Genomic DNA, 25,598 nt, shown 5'->3' with positions numbered 1-25,598 from the left:
TATTCCCGCTAATCGCCCTCCAAACTGTACCCTAAAAATTCCCCCGTTTCTGTATCTGGTTTCCTTCCGTTTGCTCCCTTACGATTGTTGCAATCGTCATTGTGTATTCACAGCGTCGGCCCGCCTTCGCGGATGCCGGCCTGATTTTTGAACAAACGTAGGAAGATATGTCGCAACCTAAAGCCGCCATCAAGCCTTACCACCACCCTGCCGCCGGCTGGGGGGCACTGAAGCAAGTTGCCGCGCAGCTCGCGCTGCAGAAGATTCCCGTCAAGGGCGTCATGACCCTGCTTTCGCAGAACCAGCCTGACGGCTTTGACTGTCCTGGTTGCGCATGGCCTGACAAGGAGCACACATCCACCTTCGAATTCTGCGAGAACGGCGTCAAGGCCGTGGCGGCTGAAGCAACCGCCAAGCGCGTGCCGCCGGAGTTCTTCGCCAAACACACGGTCACCGAGCTGATGGAGTGGAGCGATTTCGACCTGGAAAACGAGGGCCGCCTCACCCATCCGATGCGCTACAACCCGGCTACCGACAAGTACGAGGAAGTATCCTGGGACGGCGCTTTCGAGCTGATGGCCGAACACCTGAACGCGCTTGCCGACCCGAACGAGGCGATCTTCTATACCTCGGGCCGCGCCAGCAACGAGGCAGCCTTCCTCTACCAATTGTTCGTGCGCGAGTTCGGCACCAACAACTTCCCGGACTGCTCCAACCTCTGCCACGAATCCACCAGCATGGCCTTGCCTCCCACCGTGGGCGTCGGCAAGGGTTCGGTGACGCTGCATGACTTCGAGCATGCCGACACCTTGCTGATTTTCGGCCAGAACCCCGCCACCAACCACCCGCGCATGCTGGGCGAGTTGCGCGAGGCCGCCAAGCGCGGCGCGCGCATCGTGGCGATCAACCCATTGAAGGAACGCGGCCTGGAACGCTTCGCCGACCCGCAAAGCCCGTTCGACATGTTGTCGTTCAAGGGCAGCAAGATCAGCGACATGTTCATCCAGCCCAAGCTGGGCGGCGACTTGGCGCTGATCAAGGGCATGATCAAGTTCGTCATCCAGTGGGACGACGAGGCGATCAGGAACGGCACCGAGCGCGTGGTGGACCTGGAATTCATCGAGCAACACACCAATGGCTTCGAGGCGATCGCCGAGGATGCGCGCCAGGAAAGCTGGGACCTGATCGTGGAGGAATCCGGCGTGCCATTGGCACAGATCGAGGAAGTGGCGCGCATCTACGCCACCGGCGACCGCGTGATCTCGACCTGGGGCATGGGCATCACCCAGCACAAGCATGGCGTCGCCACCATCAAGACCCTGGTCAACTTGATGCTGCTGCGCGGCAATATCGGCAAGGAAGGCGCTGGCCTATGCCCGGTGCGCGGCCACAGCAACGTGCAGGGCAACCGCACCGTGGGCATCTACGAAAAGATGCCGCTGGCCTTCCTGGAAAGCCTGGAACGCGTATTCGATATCAAGGTGCCGAAAGAGCCGGGCTACGATGCCGTTGCCGCCATCCAGGCGATGATAGACGGCAAGGCCAAGTTCTTCTTTGCGCTTGGCGGCAATTTCTCGATCGCCACGCCCGATACCGACCGCACCTGGGAAGGCTTGCGCAATTGCGACCTAACCGCCCACGTCACCACCAAGCTCAACCGCAGCCACCTCGTACACGGCAAGGAAGCCTTGATATTGCCGTGCCTGGGCCGCACCGAGATCGACACCCAGGAAACCGGGCCGCAAGGCGTGACCGTGGAAGACTCCATGAGCATGGTGCATATCTCCTACGGCATGAATAAGCCAGCCTCGCCGCACCTGCTGTCCGAGCCTGCCATCGTCGCGCGCATGGCGCATGCGGCGCTCAAGCACAGCAAGACACCGTGGCTGGAATACATCAAGGATTACAGCAAGATTCGCGACGTCATCGAGCAGACCTTGCCAGCGGCCTTCAAAGACTACAACGAGCGCATCAAGCATCCGGGCGGTTTCCGCCTGCCGGTGCCGTCCAGCGACCGCGTCTGGATCACGCCTTCCGGCAAGGCCGAGTTCACGTTGCAGGAAATCCCGCTCAACTCGCCTATCCACCAGGCGCGCGAGCAATACGGCGACCGGATGTTCGTGCTCATGACCACCCGTTCGCACGACCAGTACAACACCACCATCTACGGCATGGATGACCGCTACCGCGGCGTGTTCGGCCAGCGGCGCGTGGTGTTCATGAACCCGGAAGACATCAAGCGCATGGGCCTCAAGGCCGGCGACTGGGTCAACCTGATCAGCGTCTGGCAGGACGGCATCACGCGCCGCGCCGACAATTTCCTTGTGGTGTCCTACGACATCCCGCAAGGCTGCCTGGGCGGCTACTACCCGGAAACCAACAACTTGGTGCCCCTGGAAAGCGTGGCCGACCTCTCGCACACGCCCACATCCAAGTCTATCCCGGTAATTATCGAGAAGACCCCAGAACAGAAGGTGTCCAATGCTGCTTGATCAAGACCACGCAGAACAGGAAACCGGCGACTTCGCCTCCGACCATGCCCAGCTCGACCAAAGCGCGGTATTGATGCTGGGCATCCTGGAGCTTCTGCATGCCGAGCATGAGGAAGGCCGCGCCCGCGTGCCGCTGGCTGCAATCTGCAAGCGCCTGGGCATCCGCATGAGCACGCTGCAGCGCCTGATGACCGCGCTGGGCGAGCAAGAGCTTGTCGTCGTCTCCACCGAGAAGGAACGCCTGGTCGCCGCGCTGACGGCAGGCGGCGAGGAAATCTCGCAGGCACTGCAGGCCGCCTAGGCCGCCCTGCCGCCGCCCCATCCCTGGCAAAACTCCGGCCGCGCCAGGGCTTGGCTGGAGTACAATGGCAGGCATCAAGGACTCGACCCCTGCCCCGCCCACATGAAGCTTTATGTCTCGTTTGCTGCCCGCATACGCGCGATGATCGATGAAGGCGTATTGCGGCCCGGCGACAAGATTTTCTCGGTGCGGCAGGCCAGCCAGAAATACGGCCTGAGCATCAGCACCGTCCTGCGTGGCTACCTGCTGCTGGAGCAGGAAGGCATCATCAGCAGCCATCCCCAGTCCGGCTACTACGTCACGCCGCGCAAGCGCCTGCAGCAGCGCAACCCGTCGCCGCTGTCCAAGGACATCAACCTGTCCGAGGTCGATGCCAGCAAGCTGGTGCTCACCACGCTCAAGTCCATACGCGAGTTCGGCACCGTGCCGCTGGGTTCGCCCTTCCCGGACCCGCAGCTGTTCCCGCTCAAGAAGATCCACCAATACGAAAAAGCCCTGACCGATGACGAAGGCGAATGGGGCGTACTGAGCGACCTGCCGCCCGGCAACGAAATGCTGCGCCAGCAGATTGCACGCCGCTACCTTGCCAACGGTATGGACGTATCGCCCGACGACATCGTCATCACCCACGGCGCTACCGAGGCCATCACACTATGCCTGCAGGCCGTCGCCAAGGCCGGCGACGTCATTGCTTTGGAGTCCCCGGGCTATTACGCCCTGGCCCATACTGTGGAGCGCCTGGGCATGAAGGTCGCCGAACTGCGTACCGACCCGGACTCCGGCATCGACCTGGATGCATTGCGGGCCACCACCGACAACGTGCGCATTGCCGCCGTGGTACTCACCGCCAACTTTCAGAACCCATTGGGCTTCGTCATGCCGGAGCAGAAGAAACAGGCACTGGTGGAATTCCTGGAAGAACAGCAGATCCCGCTGATCGAGGACGATGTCTACGGAGAGCTGTACTTCAGCGAAACGGCGCCCAGGCCCGCCAAGGCGTTCGACCGTTCCGGGCTGGTGCTGCATTGCTCGTCGTTCTCGAAATCCCTGGCGCCGGGCTACCGCGTCGGCTGGACCGTCGCTGGGCGCTACCGGCAGGAAGTGGAACGCCTGATGTTCCTCAACAGCCTGTCGCTGCCCTCCGCGCCGCAGATCGCGATTGCGAAATTCATGCAGCGCGACAGCTTCGAACAGCACCTCAAGCAATTGCGGCATACCCTGCGCTCGCAATATGTGCTGATCCGCAACGTGATAGAGGAAAGCTTCCCCGCAGGCACACAGCTTTCTGAACCCAAGGGAGGATACGTGATCTGGGTGCGGCTGCCTGCGCAACTGGATGCGCTTAGGCTCTATCGCGCCGCCATCGACAACGGCATCACCGTGGCGCCGGGAACGATCTTTTCGCGCAAGAAAGACCTGACCCACTACATCCGGCTCAATTTCAGCCACTTATGGACATTGGCAATAGAACAGGCGGTCAGGGACGTGGGCGCATTGGCATGCGGGATGCTCGAAGCCGGAGGACATGATTAAGAGTAACTGACCAAACGCAATGCCGCACCACTTCCCTTGCACTGCCGCCCATCCTGAATTTCACTACAACCTTTGACAGGTTTTACTGCTCCTTAGAGCTGCATTGCCAGCCGTCAGCAACAGCGTTTGACGCCATCCCATTTCTGCTGCTGCCAGGCTTTGAAGAATGCTTCCCGGGTCAATGGCGGCCCCTGGTGGCCGTGCCGTTCCTGGTTGGCGGCATATAGCGCCAGATAACGCTCATAGGCGTCATCTCCCGACACCTGGCGCAGGAAGCGCCAGGCCCGGTCAACCGCTTGCCGCCATGCCTGCCACATCACTCGCGCACCCAGGCGTTATCCAGCTTGGTCTCGACATAGGCCGCCTCGACGGATGGGCGCACCGGCTTGCCGCTCAGGCTGCGGTAACTCACGCGCAGCATGTCGATGATCACGATCCATAGCACCGCCACGAAGAACAAGGTCAACACGGCATCCAGCTGCTGGTTGAATATCAATTGCGGCGCCACGGCGGCCTTTTCGGGAGGCAGCGCTCCTGCCGCGAGCTTTGCCGACATGTCGTTGGCGGCCGCGATGAAGCCGACGCGGACGTCCGTACTGGTGATCTTTTCCCAGGCGGCCGTCGTGGTGACCACCACCAGCCAGCCCAGCGGCAAGCCGGTCACCCAGGCATACTTGAGCTTGCCGGACTTGATGAGAATGCCCGTCCCCACCGACAACGCGATCGCCGCCAGCATCTGGTTGGAAATGCCGAACAACGGCCAGAGTATATTCACCCCGCCGTTAGGGTCGATCACACCTATGTAAAGGAAATAGCCCCAGCCGGCCACCACGATCGCGCTGGTCAGCAGCACGGAGGGATACCACGAAGTCCGGCCGATCCTGGGCCAGAAATTGCCGAGCATGTCCTGCAGCATGAAGCGGCCCACGCGGGTGCCGGCATCCAACGTCGTGAGGATGAAGATCGCCTCGAACATGATGGCGAAGTGGTACCAGAGCGCCAGCAGGTGCTCGCCGAACGCGCTGCCGAAGATGCTGGCCATGCCAACCGCGAGCGAAGGCGCGCCGCCGGTGCGGGCAAACAAGGTCGATTCCCCCATCTGGCGCGCCAGCGTTTCCATCTGTTCCACCGTCACCGGGAAACCCCAGCTGGAAATGGTCGCCACCGCATCGGCGGTCTCCTTGCCCACCAGGCCGGCCGGACTGTTGATCGCAAAAAAGACGCCCGGCTCAAGCACCGTGGCTGCGATCATCGCCATGATGGCGACAAACGATTCCAGCAGCATGGCGCCATAGCCGATCATGCGGATATCCGACTCGTTGGCGATCAGCTTCGGCGTGGTGCCCGAGGCGATCAGGGCATGGAAGCCGGATACCGCGCCGCAGGCGATGGTGATGAACACGAACGGGAACAAGGCCCCGCCGAAAATCGGCCCGGTGCCGTCGATGAACTGGGTCAATGCCGGCATCTTGACCTCGGGCTGCAGCAGAACGATGGCTACCGCCAGCAGGAAAATGGTGCCCAGTTTCATGAAGGTGGAAAGGTAATCGCGCGGCGCCAGCAACAGCCACACCGGCAGGATGGCAGCGGCAAAGCCGTAGGCGATCACCCACCAGGCCAGCGTGAGCCCATCATGGTTGAACAGGCTGCCCAGGTAAGGATGGTGATCGATATAGCCGCCGCCGAATACCGAGAGCAGCAGCAACACCACGCCGAGCACCGAGGCTTCCAGCACGCGGCCCGGCCTGATCAGTCGCATGTAGATGCCGACAATCATGGCGATCGGTATCGTGGCCGCCACGGTCGAGGTTGCCCAGGGACTATGCTTCATGGCGTTGACCACCACCAGCCCGAGCACCGCAATCAGGATCACCATGATGGTGAAAGTCCCCACCAGCGCGGCAAAGCCGCCGATCGGCCCCAGCTCATCACGTGCCATCTGCCCCAGGCTTCGGCCGTTGCGTCGCGTCGACAGGAACAGGGTCACCATGTCCTGCACCGCGCCGCCCAGCACCGCGCCCACCAATATCCATAGAGTGCCGGGCAGGTAACCGAACTGCGCCGCCAGCGTCGGCCCCACCAGCGGCCCCGGGCCGGCGATCGCCGCGAAATGGTGGCCGAACACCACCCACTTGTTGGTCGGCACATAATCGCGGCCGTTATCCAGGCGCTCCGCCGGCGTCGCCCGGCTGGCATCCACCATCAGGACACGGGCGGCAATCCAGGCCGCATAGAAGCGGTAGGCGATCGCGAACACACAGACCGCCGCCGCCACGAACCACAGGGCATTGATGCTTTCGCCACGATGCAGCGCGATCCCGCCCACCGCGGAAGCCCCGACGACAGCGACAAGGAGCCAGATCAAGTATTGCAAGGTTTTATTCATTTAGGTTTATGATGTATCCCAATAATGCCCGCCAGTATAAAACCAAATCCGCAGGCTGAGAGCCTATACCCGCTCTTAAAAATCGGCCGGAACAGATATTGCTAGTATCTGCATCCAAACCAACAACATTGAGAGATAAGCATGAAATTGACCTGTGTTAGCCTTTTGACCCTGCTGGCCTTGAGCCTGCCTGCGACGGCGGCACCGGACGACGCGGCGCCGATTGAAACCACGACCGCGAACGGCGACAAGATCCTGCTGCACCCCAACGGCAAGTGGGAATATGTGGACAAGGTGAAAAAAGCCGAAGCGGACAAGGTCGCCAAGCAATACCCTGAAAACCAGGGCTGCCCTCCCGGCACCCAGGGTGGCTTGTTCGGCCTTGGCCGCTGCATCCCTCCTGGCGACAAGGATTTCAACCGCGGCTCCATGAGTGGCAAAGGCCGCTAATCCCTCCTGAGGCGGAGAGCCCGTACCGGTTACGCTTAGAACCTGATCAAAGACTTTTGGTGAGTACGCATGGCTTCAAGAGGCGTCCGGTCAAGGCGCAGTCCGCAGGTAATGCTCATTGCCTTGCCAAGGACTGCAACAGGTAACGAGCACATCTTGGAGCCATACCCTTTGGGTTGGCCTGTTTAAGGTATCTCATAAAAAGTCTTTGATCAGGTTCTAAACTTGCACAGTGCGGTATGCTAGTCATCCCGTGCCAGCCAAAGCGAGGTTCATTCTGCAAGCTCCCAGCCGCCCTTTACGATTGTTCAGCGAGCTCTGGCCGTTATTGCGGCCATACCGCTGGCAAATCCTGCTCGCATTCTGTTTGCTCAGCCTGGCTTCCGCCATCCTGCTACTGGTGCCCTGGGCGTTTCGCGACCTGATCGACCAAGGGTTCGGCACGGATTCCGCCACCACGCAGAGCGTGCAGGACATCAACCGGCATTTCGTCTTCATCTGCGGCCTGGTGATTGTCTGGGCCTTGATCGTGGCATGCCGCTATTTCATCGTTTCCTGGATAGGCGAGCGCGTCACCGCCGACCTGCGATCTCTAGTATATGAGCGAGTGCTCACCCAGTCCCCACAATTCTTCGAGACCTTGCAAACGGGCGAGGTGCTGTCCCGCCTGACCGCGGACACCACCTTGATCCAGACCGTCGTCGGCAGCTCGATCTCGCTGGGATTGCGCAGCCTGTTCCAGTTCATCGGCGGCATGGTGATGCTCGCGGTGACGAGTTGGTACCTATTCAGCCTCAATCTCGGGCTCATGCTGTTGCTGACGCTGCCGATCATGCTGATTGGCAGATCGGTGAAGAAACTGTCGCGGGAATCCCAGGATCGCATTGCCGACAGCTCGGCCATGGCCGGTGAGATACTCAATGCCATGCCGACAGTGCAATCCTTCACCCAGGAACCCCGCGAAAACCAGCGTTTCCGGCACAGCGTGGAAACCAGCTTCAAGGCTGCCGTCCGCCGCATCCGCGTGCGTGCCTTCCTGGCCGCGTTCGTCATTGCCGGCATCAGTGCCGCCATCATCTTCGTCTTATGGCTAGGGGCGCACCAGGTCACGCAAGGCGAGCTCTCAGGCGGCGAGCTTGCCTCCTTTATTCTTTATGCGGCGCTGGTTGCGGGCAGCGTCAGCACCATCGCCGAGGTATGGGGGGACATCATGCGCGCGGCTGGGGCGACAGAGCGCCTGCTCGAACTGCTGAACAGCGAGCCCCCGATCCGCAACCCGTCAACGCCAATGGCGCTGGGCACCACCAGCACGGCGAGCGTCAAGTTCGAGAAAGTGAGTTTTTACTATCCGGCGAAACCTGGTCAGGCAGCGCTTGACCAAATCTCGCTTGAGGTCAATGCAGGCGAAACCGTCGCCCTGGTCGGACCGTCGGGCGCGGGCAAGACCACCCTATTCCAGCTCCTGCTGCGCTTTTACGACATCCACGACGGCGCAATCAGCATCAATGGCCAGGACATCCGCAGCCTATCGCTCAGCACATTGAGAAGCATGATTGCCATCGTGCCGCAGGACCCGGTGATCTTTTCAGCGAATGCGCTTGAGAACATTCGCTACGGTAGGCCTAACGCCAGCGATGACGAGATACAGCGTGCCGCCCGGGCGGCGCAAGCCCATGAATTCATCGAGCGGTTGCCGGAGGGATACTCGACCTTCCTGGGGGAACGCGGTACGCGGCTGTCCGGCGGACAGCGCCAACGCATCGCCATCGCCCGCGCCATTCTCAAGAACGCGCCTATCCTGTTGCTCGATGAAGCGACCAGCGCCCTGGACGCGGAATCGGAAACCCTGGTGCAGCAAGGTCTGGATTCGGCCATGCGCGGCAGGACCACCCTGGTGATCGCCCACCGCCTCGCCACCATACAGAATGCCGACCGCGTCGCGGTGCTGGATCACGGCCGCATTGTCGAAACCGGCACGCCGAATGAATTGCGGCAGCAATCCGGGCTGTATAGCCGTCTTGCCAAGCTTCAACTGGATATCAAGCCCTGACCATGCACCGCAATAAAGCGCCTGTTGCGCAAATGCACTACAAGCGTGCAATTTTTCCGCTATTAATCTAAAGACTCATCGCAAAACCATGTGCTCCGCATGCGGATAGTAAAATTAGAAAGCACAAAACAATATCCAGCCTATATGCAGGTCCTGGAAAACTTGTCCAAGCCATCATATGCACGACATTCGATGCAACATTTGCACCACAGACAGGCATAGACAGTAGGCTGTCATCCTCGCACCGCATCCGCATCATCACAAAGCGCTAACACCGCAGTTACGCAACCGCTCATCCGCCCTGTCATGTCAGCCCGGCATATTTTTTGCTGGGCTTATGTCTGGATACGCTATGAGGCTGCGCCATCGAAGGTGCGGTTCATTCCAGCGTAGCGCAATATCCGCAAATTGATATGAGGACAACGGCGTCCACTTCAGGTATCCCTGGCTCAGGGGTATCGGGAGTGGGCGCTTTTTTATTTTTCAAAGAGGTGCAATGCAATGGCTTATCTCCTACCTTCAGAGTTCGTGACCAAAATGGTCGATGCCGGCGAGTCGAAGATATTCATGTCGACCCGCGATACCGTGATCCGGGCCTATATGGCCGGCGCCATCCTGGCGCTGGCCGCCGTGTTTGCCGTCACGGCTTCGGTGCAGACCGGCTATCCGTTGATCGGCGCCATCCTGTTCCCAGTGGGGTTCGTCATGCTCTACCTGCTGGGTTTCGACCTGCTCACCGGCGTGTTCGTGCTCACGCCCCTGGCCCTGATCGACAAACGCCCGGGCGTCACCATCAAAGGCATTTTGCGCAACTGGGGGCTGGTATTCGTCGGCAATTTCCTCGGCGCGTTCACGGTGGCGGTGTTCATGGCCATCGTCTTTACCTATGGTTTCGCAGCCGAGCCGGACAAGGTGGGCACCATCATCGCCGGCATAGGCGAGAAACGCACGCTGGGCTATGCCGAGTTCGGCGCGGCCGGCATGCTGACGGTATTCATCCGCGCCGTCATGTGCAACTGGATGGTATCCACCGGGGTGGTCGGCGCCATGATTTCCACCAGCGTTTCCGGCAAGGTGATTGCGATGTGGATGCCCATCATGGTGTTCTTCGCGATGGGCTTCGAGCACTCCATCGTCAACATGTTCCTCTTTCCTTCCGCCCTCATCATGGGCGGCAATTTCTCCATCATGGATTACCTGATTTGGAACGAACTGCCCGTCGTGCTCGGCAACCTGGTCGGGGGATTGGCGTTCACCGGGCTCACCCTGTACTCCACCCACGTCAGGACAGCGCCGAAACGCAGCATTGGTTGATATAGCGACGGGCTACGGCGCTCTTCATCGAAGCCGTAGTCCCAACACATCCGCATGAACAATACGCTCGCTATTTCCCTCGGCCAGCATTCCGACCGGGGGCGCAAGGACATCAACCAGGATTTCCATGGCGCCTGCATCCCGCAAGGCCACCAGCTCGCCACCAAGGGCATCGTGGTCGCGCTGGCTGACGGCATCAGCAGCAGCGCCGTCAGCCAGGTCGCCAGCGAATCCGTGATCCGCAACCTGCTCAGCGACTATTACTGCACCTCAGATGCGTGGAGCGCCAAGCATGCCGTCCGTTGCGTATTGAGCGCGGTCAATTCCTGGCTGTATGCCCAGACCCGGCGCAGCCAATACCGCTATGACAATGACAAAGGCTATGTCTGCACCATCAGCGCCCTGGTGATCAAATCCGGCCATGCCCACCTCTTTCATGTCGGCGACACGCGCATCTACAGGCTCAGCGGCCAAGCGCTCGAACAACTCACCGAGGATCACAGGGTCGCCGTCAATTCAGAGCAGAACTACCTGAGCCGGACATTAGGCATAAGTCCGCAGGTCGAGATCGACTACCTTTGCATGCCGGTGGAGGAAGAGGACATCTTCGTACTGGCCTCGGACGGCGTGTACGAACATACGGACGCGCAATGCATCGCCGCCGCCATCGCCAGCAACGCGAATGACCTAGACGCCGCTGCGAGGCGGATCGTGGAAGAAGCCCTTGAGCGCGGCAGCCGGGACAACCTGACGATACAGATTGTCAGGATAGACCGCCTAGACCAGCGCCGGCCCGGCCCGCTCTTGCCGTACCCGAGCCTTCCCGCGCCGCCCTTGTTGGAAGCACGGATGGATTTCGACGGCTACCATATCGTCAGGGAACTGCATCACAGCCACCGCAGCCACCTCTACTTGGCGATCGACAGCGATACCGGCCAGCAGGTGGCGCTCAAAACGCCGTCTACCGACCTGAGTGCAAACGCGGCGCAATTGAACCGCTTCGCGCTCGAGGAATGGGTAGCGCGGCGCATCAACAGCGCTCACGTGCTGAAACCGTGCAAACGCGAACGCAAACCGCAATATCTTTATATCGGCATGGAGTTCATCGAGGGCATCACCCTTGCGCAGTGGATGCGGGACCATCCCAAGCCGGACCTGGAAACGGTGCGCGGCATCGTCGAGCAGGTTGCCAAGGGTTTGCAGGCCTTCCATCGCGCCGAGATGCTGCACCAGGACCTGCGTCCGGAAAACATCATGATAGACCGCAACGGCGTGGTCAAAATCATCGACTTCGGCGCAGTCTGGGTCGCAGGCCTTGAGGAATGCAATGCGCCCGAAACCCTTCCCGTTCCGGGCGCCGTTCAGTACATGGCGCCAGAATACTTCCTCGGCGATGCCGCTTCGGCGCTTTCAGACCAGTTCTCATTGGGCGTCATCGCCTACCAGATGCTCACAGGCAAGCTGCCTTACGGCGCCCAGGCCGCCAAAATCAAGACCCGCGCGCAACTGCAGCGCCTGTCCTATACTTCCGCCATCGACGGGCACAGCAGCATTCCTTCATGGATAGACGACGCGCTGGCGAGAGCAGTGCACCCGGAACCGGAAAAACGCTACCCTGCCTTGTCGGAATTCATTCATGACCTGAGACATCCCAACCGGCAATTCCTCGACAGGCACAGGGGCGGGCTAGTGGAGAAGAATCCTCTCCTGTTCTGGAAGACGACCAGCCTGCTATTATTGCTGCTCGTCGTCGTCCTGCTCTACATCATCAAACTCTCCTGAACCTGCATGCATCCAGAAGAATCAAGGTTCCAGGAAGAAACTTGCTGTTCTGCCGCTGCCTTAGCCGATTGACAATCATCGTTGAACCAGCAACCGCCATGCTGTTGCGCATGATTTTTGCTACCGAGTTTTAATATGAAAGATATTTCTCCCGACCAAACCATCATCCTGGCCAAGATACGGCATATCGAGGAGCTCGAGCGGCTGTCGGTATGCACCGTGTTTGTCGAGACCATCGGCCTGACCATCCACCAGATCCAGGCAGAACGTGGCGCAAGCTGCCTTTACCTGGCTTCAAGCGGCCAGCGTTTCGGCAAGGAACGCAGCGAGATCATCGAGCAGAACCAGGGCCTGGAGCTGAAATTCCGCGAGGCATTGCAACGCCACCTGGACCATAACAGCATGGCCGACGCCAAGCAGCTCACCCTGGTTTCATGGATATTGCTCGGCTTCGACCAGTTGAAATCGCTACGCCACCAGGTGACCTTGCACAAGATTTCATTTCCCGATTGCATACAGTCGTTCAACCGCTTTATCGGCAGCCTGATTTCGCTGATCTTCGACATTACCGACAATGCCGTCAACAGCAAGATTTCCACTTATCTGCTCGCGCTTTACAACCTGGTGCAGGGCAAGGAGTTTGCCGGGCAGGAACGTGCCGTAGGCTCTTATATGTTCGGCTCCGGCCATGTGCAGCAGGAACACCAGCATAAGCTGCTGGAGCTGGTTGCCTTGCAGGACAGGCATTTCGAGCTGTTCTGCCAATTCGGCGGCAGCCCGTTGCAAAAGTCATGGGCGGCTTCGATGGATACCAGCATCCACCAGCGGCACCGGCAATACCGCAACAAGCTCACCCATGCGCAGGACGGCCAAGCCGTGAAAACGCACGACGGGGATGAGTGGTTCGAGCTCTGCAGCCAACGCCTCACCGATATCTGGCATATCCAGTGCCAGCTCATCAAGGGCATGCATGACATGCTGGAGACGCTGGTCAACGACGCGAAGAGCGACCTGGACAAGACCCGCCAGTACCTGCAGAAAGTGCGCCGCCAGCCGGCCCAGCCTGCTGCGTTGGACAGCGCTTTCTTTAATCTCTCCATCCCGGTGGAAAACGCCTACACCTTCCTCGCGCACGACAATCAGCACTCCTACCCCATGGAGTCCATCGTCTCGCTGCTGCAGCAGCAATCGCAGCAGATTGCCGAGATTGAAAACGAGCTGTCGGAAACCAAGAAAGCGCTGGCGGAGAGGAAACAGATCGAACGCGCCAAGGGGCTGCTCATGAGCAAGCGCGGCATCAGCGAGGTCGAGGCCTACAAAATCATGCGCAGCACCGCCATGGAACAGAACCGCAAAATCATCGATGTGGCCGACAACATCCTCGCCAGGCAGAATTCCCTATCCTGAGTGAGGTGATCGTGGTGCAACCGCACTCAGGTGGTGCAACCCGGCGCCGTCAGCCGGAATTAACAAAAATGCCGGAACCTAATAAATATCCTTAAAAAACAAGGAATTTATAAAACAAATTCTATTTGGCACGACAATTGCTGATGCCTGATTGAACAGCGGCAGCCAATGGCGGTTGCCATTGTTCGAGCAGCATCGGCAGCACCACCTTGCGGCGCGCATAGCAAGCCCGTGAGGCTTGAAGACCAAGGACAAAGGCGTCCTGATCGCAGACAACTCATCGTCTGCGATCAGGACGCCTTTTTTGTTTTGGCGCTCAACCTTAATCACTGATCCAGGGAGTCATGATGAGTAATTCCGAGCAAACACCGACATTGCCCGTACCTGCTGCCGGCAATGACAATATGGACCATGGCAGGCGGCGGTTTTTTCACCAGGCGATTGCCAGCACCCTGGGCGCCGCCGCCATGCTGGACATGGTGCCTTCCGCCATCAGCCGGCAGGCCTGGGCGGCAGGTTCAGACGCGCCTGAGCTTACCGAAGTCAAGATCGGCTTCATCCCGCTCACCGACTGTGCGCCGGTCGTGGTGGCGGCGCAGATGGGCTTCGACAAGAAATACGGCATCAAGATCACGCCCTCCAAGGAAGCCTCCTGGGCCGGCATCCGCGACAAGGTGGTCAATGGCGAACTGCATGCCGCGCACATGCTCTACGGCATGGTCTACGGCGTGCAGATGGGCATAGGCGGACAGCAGAAGGACATGTCTATCCTCATGACGCTGAACCACAACGGCCAGGGCATCACGCTCGCCAACCAGCTCAAGGAAAAAGGCGTCACCGGCGGCCAGACCCTCAAGCGCCTGCTCGACAACGAAAACCGCGACTTCACCTTCGCCCAGACCTTCCCCACCGGCACCCATGCGATGTGGCTCTATTATTGGCTCGCAGCTTACGGCATCAATCCGTTCAAGGATGTGAAGACCATCGTCGTGCCGCCACCGCAGATGGTCGCCAATATGCGCATCGGCAACATGGACGGCTATTGCGTCGGCGAGCCCTGGAATGCGCGGGCGATCCACGACAAGATCGGCTTCACCGTCGCCACCACCCAGGATATCTGGGCCGACCATCCGGAAAAAGTGCTGGGCACGACAGCGGACTTCATCGCCAAGAACCCCAATACCGCCCTTGCCGTCACCAAGGCCATCCTCGAGGCCTGCCGCTATATCGACGCCACGGCCAACCGCCCGGCCGTCGCCAAGCTGATTTCGGGCAAGGCCTACGTCAACGCGCCGGAACAGGTGATCGAAGGCCGCTTCCTCGGCCATTACGACAACGGCATCGGCAAGAAGTGGGAAGACCCGAACTACATGAAGTTCTTCAATGACGGCAAGGTGCCCTTCCCTTACCTCTCGGACGGCATGTGGTTCCTCACCCAGCACAAGCGCTGGGGCCTGCTGAAGACGGACCCGGACTACCTCGCCATCGCCAAGAAGGTCAACCGCATCGACATCTATACCGAGGCCGCCAAGTCGCTGGGCATTGCCGTGCCGAGCGACCCGATGCGCAGCAGCAAACTGATCGACGGTGTGCTGTGGGACGGCAAGGACCCCAAGGCCTATGCCAGCGCCTTCAAGATCAAGGCCTGAGCAGGACCAGCGGCGGCCGGGCCACTGCCCCGCCGCCAACCCAGTAACGTGATGCGAGGCGAATGATTATGAGCTCAGTCAGTATCAGCAAGGAAGACATCAAGACCATCATGAAAAGCGATCAAACCATCGTCAAACCTACAGCCGCCGCCAAACCGGTGGCGGTCGCCCGTCCCAGCGCCCTGGCGTCGAAGTCGCGCGCATTCTTCGAATGGGTGTTGCCGCCCGTCTCCGGCCTGTTGCTGCTGCTTGCCGTCTGGACGCTGATTTCACACCAGTCCCCCAACCTGCCGGGCCCGACCTCCACCTGGCACGCGGCAACGGCGCTGTTCAGCGACCCGTTCTACGTCAACGACCCCAATGACCAGGGCATAGGCTGGAACATCCTCGCCTCGCTGGAACGCGTTGGGCTGGGCTTCGGCCTTGCGGCCCTGGTCGGCATCCCGCTGGGGTTCATCATCGGCAGGTTCCAGTTCGTCTCGCGCATGGCCGCCCCCGTGATCGGTATCCTGCGCCCGGTGTCTCCCCTCGCCTGGCTGCCGATTGGCCTGCTGGTGTTCAAGGCCGCCAATCCCGCCGCGATCTGGGTGATCTTCATCTCCGCCATCTGGCCGATGATCATCAATACGGCGGTGGGCGTCTCCAAGGTGCCACAGGACTACATGAACGTCGCGCGCGTGCTCAACCTGTCGGAATGGAAGATCGTCACCAAGATCCTGTTCCCCTTCGTCCTGCCCTACATGATGACCGGGGTGCGCCTCTCCATCGGCGTAGCATGGCTGGTGATCGTCGCTGCGGAAATGCTCACCGGCGGCGTCGGTATCGGCTTCTGGGTCTGGGACGAATGGAACAACCTCGACGTCGAGCACATCATCATCGCCATCTTCGTGGTGGGCATCGTCGGCCTGTTACTGGAAGTGGCGCTCACCTCCATTGCAAAACGTTTCAGCTACGAATAAGGCGAGGCCCATCATGGAAAAAATCATACAGGAACGCTATGTGCAGCTCGAGAACGTCGATATGACCTTCTTCACCAAGAAAGGCACGTTCGAAGCGCTGAAGGACGTCAATTTCAGCATCCGCGAGGGCGAGTTCATCTCCATCATCGGTCACTCGGGCTGCGGCAAATCCACTGTGCTCAACCTGATCGGCGGCTTGCTGCGCCCGACGCAAGGCAACCTGTTCTGCGCCGGGCGCGAGGTCGCCGGTCCCGGGCCGGAACGCGCCATCGTGTTCCAGAACCATTCGCTGCTGCCGTGGCTGACCTGCGCGGAAAACGTCCACCTAGCAGTGGAGCGCGTGTTCGGCGCCAAGGAAGGCAAGGAAAAACTCAAGCAACGCACCCAGGCCGCGATCGAGCTGGTAGGGCTGGCCCATGCCGCGGAAAAGCGCCCGAATGAAATCTCCGGCGGCATGAAGCAGCGTGTCGGCATTGCCCGCGCGCTGGCGATGGAGCCCAAGGTATTGCTGCTGGACGAACCCTTCGGCGCGCTGGACGCCCTGACCCGGGCGCACCTGCAGGACGAGCTGATGGGCATCATGGCCAAGTCCGGCTGTACCGCCGTCATGGTCACGCACGACGTGGACGAGGCGGTATTACTCTCCGACCGCATCGTCATGATGACCAACGGTCCGGCCGCGACGGTCGGCGAAATCCTCGACGTGGACCTGGAGCGTCCGCGCAAGCGGCTGCAACTGGCGGAGGACAGCCGGTACAACCACCTGCGCAGCGAGGTGCTGAAGTTCCTCTACGAGCGGCATGCGCGCAAGGCGGCTTGACCGGGGCGTGCGCTGCACGACCTAAAAAAAGAAGGCCCGTCGGGCAGGACGGGCCGGTACTACCGTCACCCCTCATCTGAGAAAAGGAGCAACACATGCAAAGTAATTCTAGATTCATGATGCGTCAAGCCTGTTATAGCGGCCTGCTAGGGCTTTCGCTCGCTGCCGCACCATCCACACAGGCGGAAGAAGCCTTGCCGGATTACACCTTCATGGACGCCGTCAGGGCCGGCAAGAACCTGACCAGCTTCCGGCTGCGTTACGAGAATGTGGAGCAGGACGGCAACGCACCCAGCGGCCGCCCGCTCAAAGATGCCAATGGCGTGACGCTGCGCAGCCTGGTCGGCTGGCAAACCGCGCCATACAACAATTTCAGTTTTGCCGGGCAGATCATCGACGTCAGCAAGTTCAAGGACGATTTCAATGACGGCACCAACGGCACATTGATCAACAGCGTCTCCAACCAGCCCGGGAAACTGGACTACGCCAAGATCGTCGATCCGGACGATACCGACATCAACCAGTTGTACGTCGACTGGACCGGCATCAAGAACAACCGCGTGCGTATCGGCCGCCAGCAGATCAACCTGGACAACGTGCGCTTCATCGGCGATATCGCCTTCCGCCAGGTCATGCAGGTGTTCGACGGCGTCACCCTGTTGAACAAGTCGTTGCCCGACACTGAAATCTATATCGGCCATATCGAGCGCGTGAAACAGATCACCACCAAGCTGCGCTCCGACGGCGCACTGGAAATCGTCAACCTGAAATACCGGATTTCGCCGACCGAATCCGTGACGGCTTACGGCTATTTCTCCAGTTTCGACGACCTCGGCTTCGGCCGCGCATGGTTCGGCAACGCGGCGGGAACAGGCGGCATTGCCGCCGGCAAGAACGGCAACATCAACCAGGAAGCCGACCAGGGCAACAAGACTCTGGGCATACGGCTGGACGGCGTGCATGCCTTCACGCCCGACTGGAAAGGCCTCTACACGGCGGAATATGCCAAGCAGACCGATTACAGCGGCGGCGACTCCCGTATCGATGCCCACTACTACAAGCTGGGCGGCGGCGCGGCCTATGGCAATTTCTCGCTGCGCGCCGACCAGGAGCTGCTGTCCAGCAACAGCGGACGTTACGCCTTCCAGACCCCGTTCGGCACCAACCACCTGTTCCAGGGCTGGGTGGACAAGTTTCTCACCACGCCGTTGGAAGGCATCAAGGATACGTTCGTCACCGCGACCTACAAGATCGGCGACTTCCAGTTTTTTGCCGATTATCACGTCATCAAGTCGGATGGCCGCTTCAATACCGTGGGCGGGGGTTTCGGCGACAAATACGGTACGGAATGGAATGCCGCCGTCACCTATAACGTCAACGCGCACCTGATGACAAAGCTCGAATACGGCAAGTATTCCGAGAAGGATCAATACACCGCCTTGCCAGGCAACAATGCCGCGGGCCGGGTGCGCGACACGGAAAAACTCTGGCTCACCATGATGTACACCTTCTGACATCAGGCGAATATTGCCAGGATGGCTAGTTCATCCTGGCAACTGGCTACCGGGCCGGAGAGGACCACATGGAAGCTCCATATGCAAATCAAGTTGATGACGTTGAACAGCTTTTATTGAAGTACTTTTGAAACAGGCGAGAAACATGGCAGGAAAAGTTTATTTGATAGGTGCCGGGCCCGGCGACCCGGAGCTCATGACACTGAAGGCGGTCAAGGCCATGCAGCAGGCCGAGGTGATCCTCGTGGACGACCTGGTCAACCGCGAAATCCTCCAACATGCGCCGCAAGCACGCGTCATCGAGGTCGGCAAGCGCGGCGGCTGCAAGTCCACGCCGCAACACTTCATCAACCGCATGATGGCGGCATTGGCGGAACAAGGCCAGACCGTTGCCAGGCTGAAAGGCGGCGACCCCTTCCTGTTCGGCCGCGGCGGCGAGGAAATGCTGGAGCTGCGGGCCGCAGGCATCGAGGTGGAAGTAATTCCCGGCATCACCAGCGGCATCGCCGTGCCAGCCACCCTGGGCATCCCGGTCACCCATCGCGCCTACACGCACGGCGTGAGCTTCGTCACCGGCCACCTGCAAGACGGCGAGAGCGGACAGAACTGGAAAGCCCTGGCGCAAAGCGGCACCACGCTGGTGATCTACATGGGCATGAAACACCTCGCCGGCATCACCAGCGAACTGCTGGCCGCAGGCATGTCGCCGGATACCCCGGCGGCGGCGATCCAGAACGGCTCCCTCCCCCAGCAGCGGCACGTCACCAGCACATTGTCCTTGCTGGCAGCGGCAGTACAACAGGCAGGCCTGGCGAGCCCGGCCATTATCGTGGTCGGCGACGTGGTCCGGCTGGCCAACGGCAAAGAGCTGCTGCAATCCGTTTCAATCGCGGCATAGACAGGACGACAGTACCGCAATCATCCACGGCTGGCGTTCTCCATCCCTTACTCAAGGAAATATCATGCAAAAAAGTTTTTGGCAGGCAGGACATAAACCGACCCTGTTCTCCGCTTTCCTCTACTTCGACCTCAGCTTCATGGTCTGGGTGCTGCTGGGCCCGCTGGCGGTGCAGATTGCCGCCGACCTGACCCTGTCCCCGGCACAGAAAGGCATGATGGTGGCCACGCCGGTATTGACCGGCGCCCTGCTACGCCTGGTCATGGGCGTGCTGGTAGACCAGATCCAGCCGAAAAAGGCCGGACTGATCGGTCAATTGATCGTGCTGGCGGCCCTGGCCTTCGCCTGGCTGCACGGCATCCACTCCTACCAGCAGGCCTTGCTGTTGGGCGTATTCCTGGGCTTTGCCGGCGCTTCGTTCGCCGTGGCCCTGCCGCTCGCTTCGCGCTGGTATCCTCCCGAGCACCAGGGCACCGCGCTGGGTATCGCAGGGGCGGGCAATTCCGGCACCGCCCTCGCCGCCCTGTTCGCCCCGGGCCTTGCGCTCGCCTTCGGCTGGAATAACGTCTTCGGGCTGGCATTGATCCCGCTCGGCATCGCATTGGCCGTCTACGTGCTGTTCGCCAAGGACGCGCCCAACCCGCCGGCGGGCAAGTCATTGAGCCAGTACCTGGCGGTGCTCAAGGACAAGGATGCCTGGTGGTTCATGTTCTTCTACAGCGTCACCTTCGGCGGTTTCGTCGGCATGGCCTCCTCGCTCACCATCTACTTCAACGACCAGTATGGCCTGGACCCGGTGCATGCGGGCTATTTCACCGCAGCCTGCGTATTCGCGGGCTCCTTCGTGCGCCCGATCGGCGGCAACCTGGCTGACCGCATCGGCGGCATCCGCACCCTGAGCGCCATGTATATCCTCGCGGCGGCCTTCCTGTTCATCCTCAGTTTTGGCCTGAAGCAGCAACTGGCAGGCCTGGCGGTCGTGGTACTGGCGATGATCTCGCTGGGCATGGGCAACGGCGCGGTGTTCCAGCTCGTGCCCCAGCGCTTCCGCAAGGAAATCGGCGTGATGACCGGCCTGATCGGCATGGCAGGCGGCATCGGCGGCTTCTACCTGGCTTCCAGCCTGGGATACTCCAAGCAAGCCACCGGCAGCTACCAGCTCGGCCTGGCCATGTTCGCCAGCCTGGCGGTCGTCGCCCTGTTCGGCCTGACCATGGTCAAGAAGCGCTGGCGCACCACCTGGGGCTCTGCCGCCGTCACCAGCGCCAGGGTATAGTGAGCCGCATGGCGCTGGAATTCACCACGGGCTCGAGCTCGGTCACCGGGCAGCGTGAACGCAACGAGGACTTTGCGGGCATGGTGACGCCTGCCGGCGCAGTCCTCGACGTCAAGGGCGCTATCTTTGCCGTTGCGGACGGCGTCAGTGGCAATGCCGGCGGGCGCGAAGCCGCCGAAATGACCGTGCGCAGCCTGCTGACGGACTATTACGCCACCCCTGATACCTGGGAAATACCGGCGGCGCTGGACAAGGTCATCGCGGCCGCCAACCGCTGGCTGCTGTCGCAGGCATCCCAGCACCGTGAAATGGCGGGCATGGCAACGACGCTGTCGCTGCTGGTATTGCGCGGCCAGCGCTATTATTCGGGACACGTGGGCGACAGTCGCCTGTACCGTCTGCGCGCGGGCAAACTGGAGCTGCTCACCACCGACCATGTCTGGGACAGGCCGGATATGCGCCACGTGCTCAAGCGCGCGGTCGGCCTGGACCAGCAGCTCAGCGTGGACTACGCGGAAGGCGGCATACAGGCCGGCGATGTCTACGCCTTGATGACCGATGGCGTCTGGGCCGCCCTGGAGCAGCCTGTCATTCACCATACGCTGGGGCTATACGACCATCCGCAGCGCAGTTGCGACGAACTCACGCGCCTGGCGCTGGCGGCCGGCGGCAGCGATAACGCCACGGTAGTGGCGGTACGCGTGGCCAAGCCGGGCGAGGAAACGCTCACCGACCACCTGGCGGCAGGCCGCCAACTCGCATTGCCACCCAAGCTCAAGCCCGGCGACCATCTTGATGGCTTCGAGATACTGGAGCTCATGCACCAATCCCGCGCCAGCCTGGTGTATAAAATCAGGCATCGCCAGAGCGGCCAGCTGTGGGTGCTGAAAACCCTGCAGCCTTTGCTGGCCGAGGACCGCGAGAGCTGCCAGGGCCTGCTCAACGAGGAATGGCTCGCCAAGCGCATCATGTCGCAACACCTGCCGCAGGTGCTGCCGCTCGATGCCGGTCAGCGCAGCAAGCTCTATTACGTCATGAGCTGGCACGAGGGTGCGACCCTGCAATATCGCCTGCAACACGGGCACCACTTCACCACGGCCGGCATCACGCGTATCGGGATAGAGATGCTGCGCGGGTTAGGCGCCCTGCACCGGCTGCATATCCTGCACCGCGACATCAAGCCCGCCAACCTGCATATGGGCAAGGACGGCCGCTTGCGCATCCTCGATCTCGGCGTCGCCTCCAGCGGCCACCAGGCGCAGGAGGCGGCTATGTCCAACCCCGGCACCCCCAGCTTCATGGCCCCGGAATTGTTCGATGCCGGGCAAGCTGCCTCCGTGCGCAGCGACCTTTTTGCGGCGGGCGTCACGCTCTACCACCTGCTGACGCGCAAATATCCTTACGGCGAGATCGAGCCGTTCCAGCACCCGCGCTTCGGCGATCCCGTGCCGCCCACGCGCTACCGCCCCGACATCCCCGGCTGGCTGGAAAACATCATCCTCAAGGCCGTGGCACGCAACCCGGTCTCGCGCTTTGAGACTGCGGAGGAAATGCTGCTGGCATTGGAAATCGGTGAAATCCGCCCTATCCTGCCGGTACAGCGCACCCCGCTGCTCGCGCGTGCACGGCTGCAGCAATGGCAGTGGCTGGCAGTTTGCTCGCTGCTGGCCAATGTGATCATGGTCTACCTGCTGTTTATTTCCTGATGACGCACTGCCTTTGACCAGTCCGCCCAGCTCACAGATAAAAACAATTCTTATTACTAAAAGGTCAACTCTGGTGCAATTCCTTACCCGTGCGTCATTACCGTGCGCAATCCTGATCTTGCATGCCTGCGCCGGCGCCTCTCCAGATTAACCAATGCATAGCGGGCAAGCGGGAAAACCCATATAGGAAAAGGGCTTAACCGGGTTGCTCCAATTGATGGCCAGGGCACATGGCGTGTTGGCATGCCCGTTGCTTATCTAGCAGTAAATCTCGTTTATTACGATGAGTATTTTTTTAGCAAGGGGGTTTCCGTAGTCAGGAAATCCTTTTGTGGACAACGGCGTCCATAGCTTGTTTACGCACTGCCCCAGGCAGTCGTTGCGCAAGCCATGGACGCCGTTTTTGTTTTTGGGCTTACGCAACGGCAATGCATGGACATGGCAGACGAGCGCCGCATGCTTGCACCTGATAGGAAACACTACGATGAATGAACACACCCGCATAGTGGTCGTCGGCAACGGCATGGTGGGACATTATTTTGTGCAGGAGCTGGTCAAGCGCCACCCCGACCTCGCGGCAGCAAACCTGCAGGTAACGGTATTGGGCGAGGAACCGCGCCCCGCTTATGACCGCGTGCACCTATCCAGCTTCTTCTCGGGCAGCACGGCTGAAGACCTGTCGCTGGTCGAGGCCGGCTTCTATGACCGCCCCGGCCTGCAATTGCGCCTGAACGCCCGCGTGAGCCACATCGACCGCCACCAGCGTAGCGTCAGCCTGACCGACGGCACTGCCCTGGCCTACGACAAATTGGTATTGGCCACCGGTTCCGTGCCTTTCGTGCCGCCCGTGCCCGGGCGCGAGCGCGAGAATTGCTTCGTCTACCGCACCATCGAAGACCTGGAAGCCATGACTGCGGCAGGCGCGACGGCCAAGAGCGGCGTCGTGGTCGGCGGCGGCCTGCTGGGCCTGGAGTGCGCCAAGGCCCTGCGCGACATGGGCCTGGACACCCACGTGGTGGAATTCGCCCCGCGCCTGATGGCGGTGCAAGTGGACGAAAGCGGCGGCCGCGTGCTGCGCACCAAGATCGAGGAACTGGGCGTGCACGTGCACACCAGCCGCAATACCGTCAATATTACCGACGGTGCCACCGCCCGCCACCGCATGGTGTTCTTCGACGAAACCTGGCTCGAGACCGATATGATCGTGTTCTCCGCCGGCATCCGTCCCCGCGACGAGCTGGCGCGCGAATCCGGCCTGGCGATCGGCGCGCGCGGCGGCATCGCGATCGACGAGTTCTGCCGCTCCAGCGACCACGATATCTACGCAATTGGCGAGTGCGCCAACTGGAACGGGCAGATGTACGGCCTGGTCGCTCCCGGCTACGACATGGCGCGCATCGCCTGCGCCCATCTTTCCGGCGATTCCGCCGCGACTTTCCAGGGTGCCGACATGAGCACCAAACTCAAGCTCATGGGCGTGGATGTCGCCAGCGTCGGCGACGCGCATGGCGAAACCCACGGCGCGCGCAGCTACCAATACCTGGACGAAGTGCGCAAGATCTACAAGAAGATCGTCGTCAGCGAAGATGGCAAGAAGCTACTCGGCGCGGTGCTGATCGGCAATGCCGATGAGTACGGCACCCTGCAGCAAATGACGGTCAATGCAATGCCCTTGCCGGAAAACCCCGAGTTCCTCATTCTGCCCGCCAGCGACGGCAAGGAAAAACCCGGCCTGGGCGTGGACGCCTTGCCCGACCATGCCGTCATGTGCTCGTGCAACAACGTCACCAAGGGCCAGATCGGCGATGCGGTCGCCAACGGGGCCTGCTCCATCGGCGAGATCAAGGCTTGCACCAAGGCCGGCACCGCCTGCGGCGGCTGCGTGCCGTTGGTCACCCAGGTGATGAAGGCGCAGATGGTCAAGCTGGGCATGACAGTGAACAACCACTTATGCGAACACTTCCCCTATTCGCGCCAGGAGCTTTACCACCTGGTGCGCGTGGGCCAGATCAGGACTTTCGACGAACTGCTGGCAAAACACGGCAAGGGCCTAGGCTGCGACATCTGCAAGCCCACCGCCGCCAGCATCCTCGCTTCCTGCTGGAACGACTTCATTCTCAAGAAGGACCTGGCATCGCTGCAGGACTCCAACGACTATTTCCTCGGCAATATCCAGAAGGACGGCAGTTATTCGGTGGTGCCGCGCATGCCCGGCGGCGAAGTCACGCCAGACGGCCTGATCGCGATCGGCCAGGTTGCCAAGAAATACGGCCTCTACACCAAGGTCACCGGCGGCGCACGCGTGGACATGTTCGGCGCGCGCGTCGAGCAATTGCCGCATATCTGGGAAGAATTGATCGCTGCCGGCTTCGAGTCCGGCCATGCCTACGGCAAGTCGCTGCGCACCGTGAAAAGCTGCGTCGGCTCCACCTGGTGCCGCTACGGCGTGGACGACAGCGTGGGCCTCGCCGTGCAACTGGAGAACCGCTACAAGGGCCTGCGCGCGCCGCACAAGATCAAGTTCGGCGTCTCGGGCTGCACGCGCGAATGCGCCGAGGCACAAGGCAAGGACGTGGGCGTGATCGCCACCGAGAACGGCTGGAACCTCTACGTTTGCGGCAATGGCGGCATGAAGCCGCGCCATGCCGAACTGCTCGCGAGCGACCTGAGCAAGGAAGAGCTGGTCCGCATGATAGACCGCTTTTTGATGTTCTACATCCGCACCGCCGACCGCCTGCAGCGCACCAGCACCTGGCGTGACAACCTCGAAGGCGGGCTGGACTACCTCAAGGACGTGGTCATCAACGACTCGCTGGGCCTGGGAGCGGAACTGGAAGCACAGATGCAGCATGTGGTGGACAACTATCAGGACGAATGGAAGACCGCCGTCACCGATCCCGAAGTACGCAAGCGCTTCCGCAGCTTCGTCAACAGCATGGCTGGCGACGCCAATATCGTCTTCGTCAAGGAACGCGAACAAATGCGCCCCGCCACGCCACAGGAAAAACAGCAGGCGAAGGTCATTCCCATCCTCGCGCTGGCCGAATAACCAACGGAGCAA

The 25,598-nt window shown here is 60.8% G+C and carries 18 protein-coding genes; 16 read left to right on the top strand and 2 right to left on the bottom strand.

Annotated features, from left to right (window positions below):
• Nucleotides 1–167: 167 nt before the first annotated feature.
• From ACW4YW_RS08950 to ACW4YW_RS08940, 3 genes are all read left to right on the top strand, one after another.
• Nucleotides 168–2,492 (top strand): FdhF/YdeP family oxidoreductase, encoded by a 2,325-nt coding sequence (locus ACW4YW_RS08950; protein ID WP_457137236.1) that lies wholly within the window; start codon nt 168–170, stop codon nt 2,490–2,492.
• A complete protein-coding gene (locus ACW4YW_RS08945) occupies nt 2,482–2,793 on the top strand; it encodes a hypothetical protein (protein ID WP_457137235.1) in 312 nt (103 codons plus the stop codon). Before ACW4YW_RS08950 ends, ACW4YW_RS08945 begins: the two co-directional genes overlap by 11 nt.
• Before the next feature lie 102 nt (nt 2,794–2,895).
• The gene (locus ACW4YW_RS08940; protein ID WP_457137234.1) at nt 2,896–4,326 is read left to right on the top strand and encodes an aminotransferase-like domain-containing protein; all 1,431 of its coding nucleotides are present in this window, start codon (nt 2,896–2,898) and stop codon (nt 4,324–4,326) included.
• A gap of 113 nt (nt 4,327–4,439) precedes the next feature.
• On the opposite strand, the gene ACW4YW_RS08935 is transcribed toward ACW4YW_RS08940, so the two are convergent.
• Both ACW4YW_RS08935 and ACW4YW_RS08930 read right to left on the bottom strand, forming a co-directional pair.
• Entirely contained in the window at nt 4,440–4,643 is a 204-nt protein-coding gene (locus ACW4YW_RS08935) for a CstA-like transporter-associated (seleno)protein (protein ID WP_457137233.1), read from the bottom strand.
• Nucleotides 4,643–6,712: a carbon starvation CstA family protein gene (locus ACW4YW_RS08930; RefSeq protein WP_457137232.1), complete on the bottom strand. Its 2,070-nt coding sequence runs from the start codon at nt 6,710–6,712 to the stop codon at nt 4,643–4,645. The genes ACW4YW_RS08935 and ACW4YW_RS08930 overlap by 1 nt, the downstream gene beginning before the upstream one ends.
• A gap of 141 nt (nt 6,713–6,853) precedes the next feature.
• Between ACW4YW_RS08930 and ACW4YW_RS08925 the strand changes: the two genes are divergently transcribed.
• The 13 genes from ACW4YW_RS08925 to nirB all read left to right on the top strand — a co-directional run bounded on the left by ACW4YW_RS08925 (nt 6,854) and on the right by nirB (nt 25,586).
• Nucleotides 6,854–7,162, top strand: coding sequence for a hypothetical protein (locus ACW4YW_RS08925; RefSeq protein ID WP_457137231.1), 309 nt, complete (start codon nt 6,854–6,856; stop codon nt 7,160–7,162).
• Nucleotides 7,163–7,415: 253 nt separating this feature from the next.
• Nucleotides 7,416–9,212: an ABC transporter transmembrane domain-containing protein gene (locus tag ACW4YW_RS08920; protein ID WP_457137230.1), complete on the top strand. Its 1,797-nt coding sequence runs from the start codon at nt 7,416–7,418 to the stop codon at nt 9,210–9,212.
• Nucleotides 9,213–9,713: 501 nt separating this feature from the next.
• A complete protein-coding gene (locus ACW4YW_RS08915) occupies nt 9,714–10,526 on the top strand; it encodes a formate/nitrite transporter family protein (protein WP_309564223.1) in 813 nt (270 codons plus the stop codon).
• 54 nt (nt 10,527–10,580) lie between these two features.
• On the top strand, nt 10,581–12,308 hold the full coding sequence (locus ACW4YW_RS08910; protein WP_457137229.1) for a protein kinase domain-containing protein: 1,728 nt from the start codon (nt 10,581–10,583) through the stop codon (nt 12,306–12,308).
• Between the two features lie 135 nt (nt 12,309–12,443).
• Nucleotides 12,444–13,715, top strand: a complete 1,272-nt coding sequence (locus ACW4YW_RS08905; protein ID WP_457137228.1) for a nitrate- and nitrite sensing domain-containing protein — start codon at nt 12,444–12,446, stop codon at nt 13,713–13,715.
• 347 nt (nt 13,716–14,062) lie between these two features.
• Nucleotides 14,063–15,364: a CmpA/NrtA family ABC transporter substrate-binding protein gene (locus ACW4YW_RS08900; RefSeq protein ID WP_457137309.1), complete on the top strand. Its 1,302-nt coding sequence runs from the start codon at nt 14,063–14,065 to the stop codon at nt 15,362–15,364.
• A 68-nt stretch (nt 15,365–15,432) separates the two neighbouring features.
• Nucleotides 15,433–16,323, top strand: coding sequence for a nitrate ABC transporter permease (gene ntrB / locus ACW4YW_RS08895; RefSeq protein ID WP_457137227.1), 891 nt, complete (start codon nt 15,433–15,435; stop codon nt 16,321–16,323).
• 13 nt (nt 16,324–16,336) lie between these two features.
• Nucleotides 16,337–17,143 carry an ABC transporter ATP-binding protein gene (locus ACW4YW_RS08890; protein WP_457137226.1) on the top strand — a complete coding sequence of 269 codons (807 nt, stop codon included), beginning with the start codon at nt 16,337–16,339 and terminating at the stop codon, nt 17,141–17,143.
• A 95-nt stretch (nt 17,144–17,238) separates the two neighbouring features.
• Nucleotides 17,239–18,657, top strand: coding sequence for an alginate export family protein (locus ACW4YW_RS08885; protein WP_457137225.1), 1,419 nt, complete (start codon nt 17,239–17,241; stop codon nt 18,655–18,657).
• A gap of 145 nt (nt 18,658–18,802) precedes the next feature.
• Complete coding sequence (gene cobA, locus ACW4YW_RS08880; RefSeq protein ID WP_457137224.1) at nt 18,803–19,555, top strand: uroporphyrinogen-III C-methyltransferase; 753 nt, start codon at nt 18,803–18,805, stop codon at nt 19,553–19,555.
• A gap of 64 nt (nt 19,556–19,619) precedes the next feature.
• Nucleotides 19,620–20,831 carry a nitrate/nitrite transporter gene (locus ACW4YW_RS08875; RefSeq protein WP_457137223.1) on the top strand — a complete coding sequence of 404 codons (1,212 nt, stop codon included), beginning with the start codon at nt 19,620–19,622 and terminating at the stop codon, nt 20,829–20,831.
• 8 nt (nt 20,832–20,839) lie between these two features.
• The gene (locus ACW4YW_RS08870; protein WP_457137222.1) at nt 20,840–22,537 is read left to right on the top strand and encodes a protein kinase domain-containing protein; all 1,698 of its coding nucleotides are present in this window, start codon (nt 20,840–20,842) and stop codon (nt 22,535–22,537) included.
• Nucleotides 22,538–23,021: 484 nt separating this feature from the next.
• Complete coding sequence (gene nirB, locus ACW4YW_RS08865) at nt 23,022–25,586, top strand: nitrite reductase large subunit NirB (RefSeq protein ID WP_457137221.1); 2,565 nt, start codon at nt 23,022–23,024, stop codon at nt 25,584–25,586.
• The last annotated feature ends 12 nt before the right edge of the window (nt 25,587–25,598 follow it).

It is taken from the genome of Methylobacillus pratensis, from assembly GCF_054072455.1.
Note: the sequence above shows the minus strand (reverse complement) of the source record. Positions and strands in the feature narration are given on the sequence as shown.

What these genes read in the sequence shown, in the direction of transcription:
- ACW4YW_RS08950 (WP_457137236.1), top strand. Translation starts at nt 168, where the DNA reads ATGTCGCAACCTAAAGCCGCCATCAAGCCTTACCACCACCCTGCCGCC.
- ACW4YW_RS08945 (WP_457137235.1), top strand. Translation starts at nt 2,482, where the DNA reads ATGCTGCTTGATCAAGACCACGCAGAACAGGAAACCGGCGACTTCGCC.
- ACW4YW_RS08940 (WP_457137234.1), top strand. Translation starts at nt 2,896, where the DNA reads ATGAAGCTTTATGTCTCGTTTGCTGCCCGCATACGCGCGATGATCGAT.
- ACW4YW_RS08935 (WP_457137233.1), bottom strand. Translation starts at nt 4,643, where the DNA reads ATGTGGCAGGCATGGCGGCAAGCGGTTGACCGGGCCTGGCGCTTCCTG.
- ACW4YW_RS08930 (WP_457137232.1), bottom strand. Translation starts at nt 6,712, where the DNA reads ATGAATAAAACCTTGCAATACTTGATCTGGCTCCTTGTCGCTGTCGTC.
- ACW4YW_RS08925 (WP_457137231.1), top strand. Translation starts at nt 6,854, where the DNA reads ATGAAATTGACCTGTGTTAGCCTTTTGACCCTGCTGGCCTTGAGCCTG.
- ACW4YW_RS08915 (WP_309564223.1), top strand. Translation starts at nt 9,714, where the DNA reads ATGGCTTATCTCCTACCTTCAGAGTTCGTGACCAAAATGGTCGATGCC.
- ACW4YW_RS08910 (WP_457137229.1), top strand. Translation starts at nt 10,581, where the DNA reads ATGAACAATACGCTCGCTATTTCCCTCGGCCAGCATTCCGACCGGGGG.
- ACW4YW_RS08905 (WP_457137228.1), top strand. Translation starts at nt 12,444, where the DNA reads ATGAAAGATATTTCTCCCGACCAAACCATCATCCTGGCCAAGATACGG.
- ACW4YW_RS08900 (WP_457137309.1), top strand. Translation starts at nt 14,063, where the DNA reads ATGAGTAATTCCGAGCAAACACCGACATTGCCCGTACCTGCTGCCGGC.
- ntrB (WP_457137227.1), top strand. Translation starts at nt 15,433, where the DNA reads ATGAGCTCAGTCAGTATCAGCAAGGAAGACATCAAGACCATCATGAAA.
- ACW4YW_RS08890 (WP_457137226.1), top strand. Translation starts at nt 16,337, where the DNA reads ATGGAAAAAATCATACAGGAACGCTATGTGCAGCTCGAGAACGTCGAT.
- ACW4YW_RS08885 (WP_457137225.1), top strand. Translation starts at nt 17,239, where the DNA reads ATGCAAAGTAATTCTAGATTCATGATGCGTCAAGCCTGTTATAGCGGC.
- cobA (WP_457137224.1), top strand. Translation starts at nt 18,803, where the DNA reads ATGGCAGGAAAAGTTTATTTGATAGGTGCCGGGCCCGGCGACCCGGAG.
- ACW4YW_RS08875 (WP_457137223.1), top strand. Translation starts at nt 19,620, where the DNA reads ATGCAAAAAAGTTTTTGGCAGGCAGGACATAAACCGACCCTGTTCTCC.
- ACW4YW_RS08870 (WP_457137222.1), top strand. Translation starts at nt 20,840, where the DNA reads ATGGCGCTGGAATTCACCACGGGCTCGAGCTCGGTCACCGGGCAGCGT.
- nirB (WP_457137221.1), top strand. Translation starts at nt 23,022, where the DNA reads ATGAATGAACACACCCGCATAGTGGTCGTCGGCAACGGCATGGTGGGA.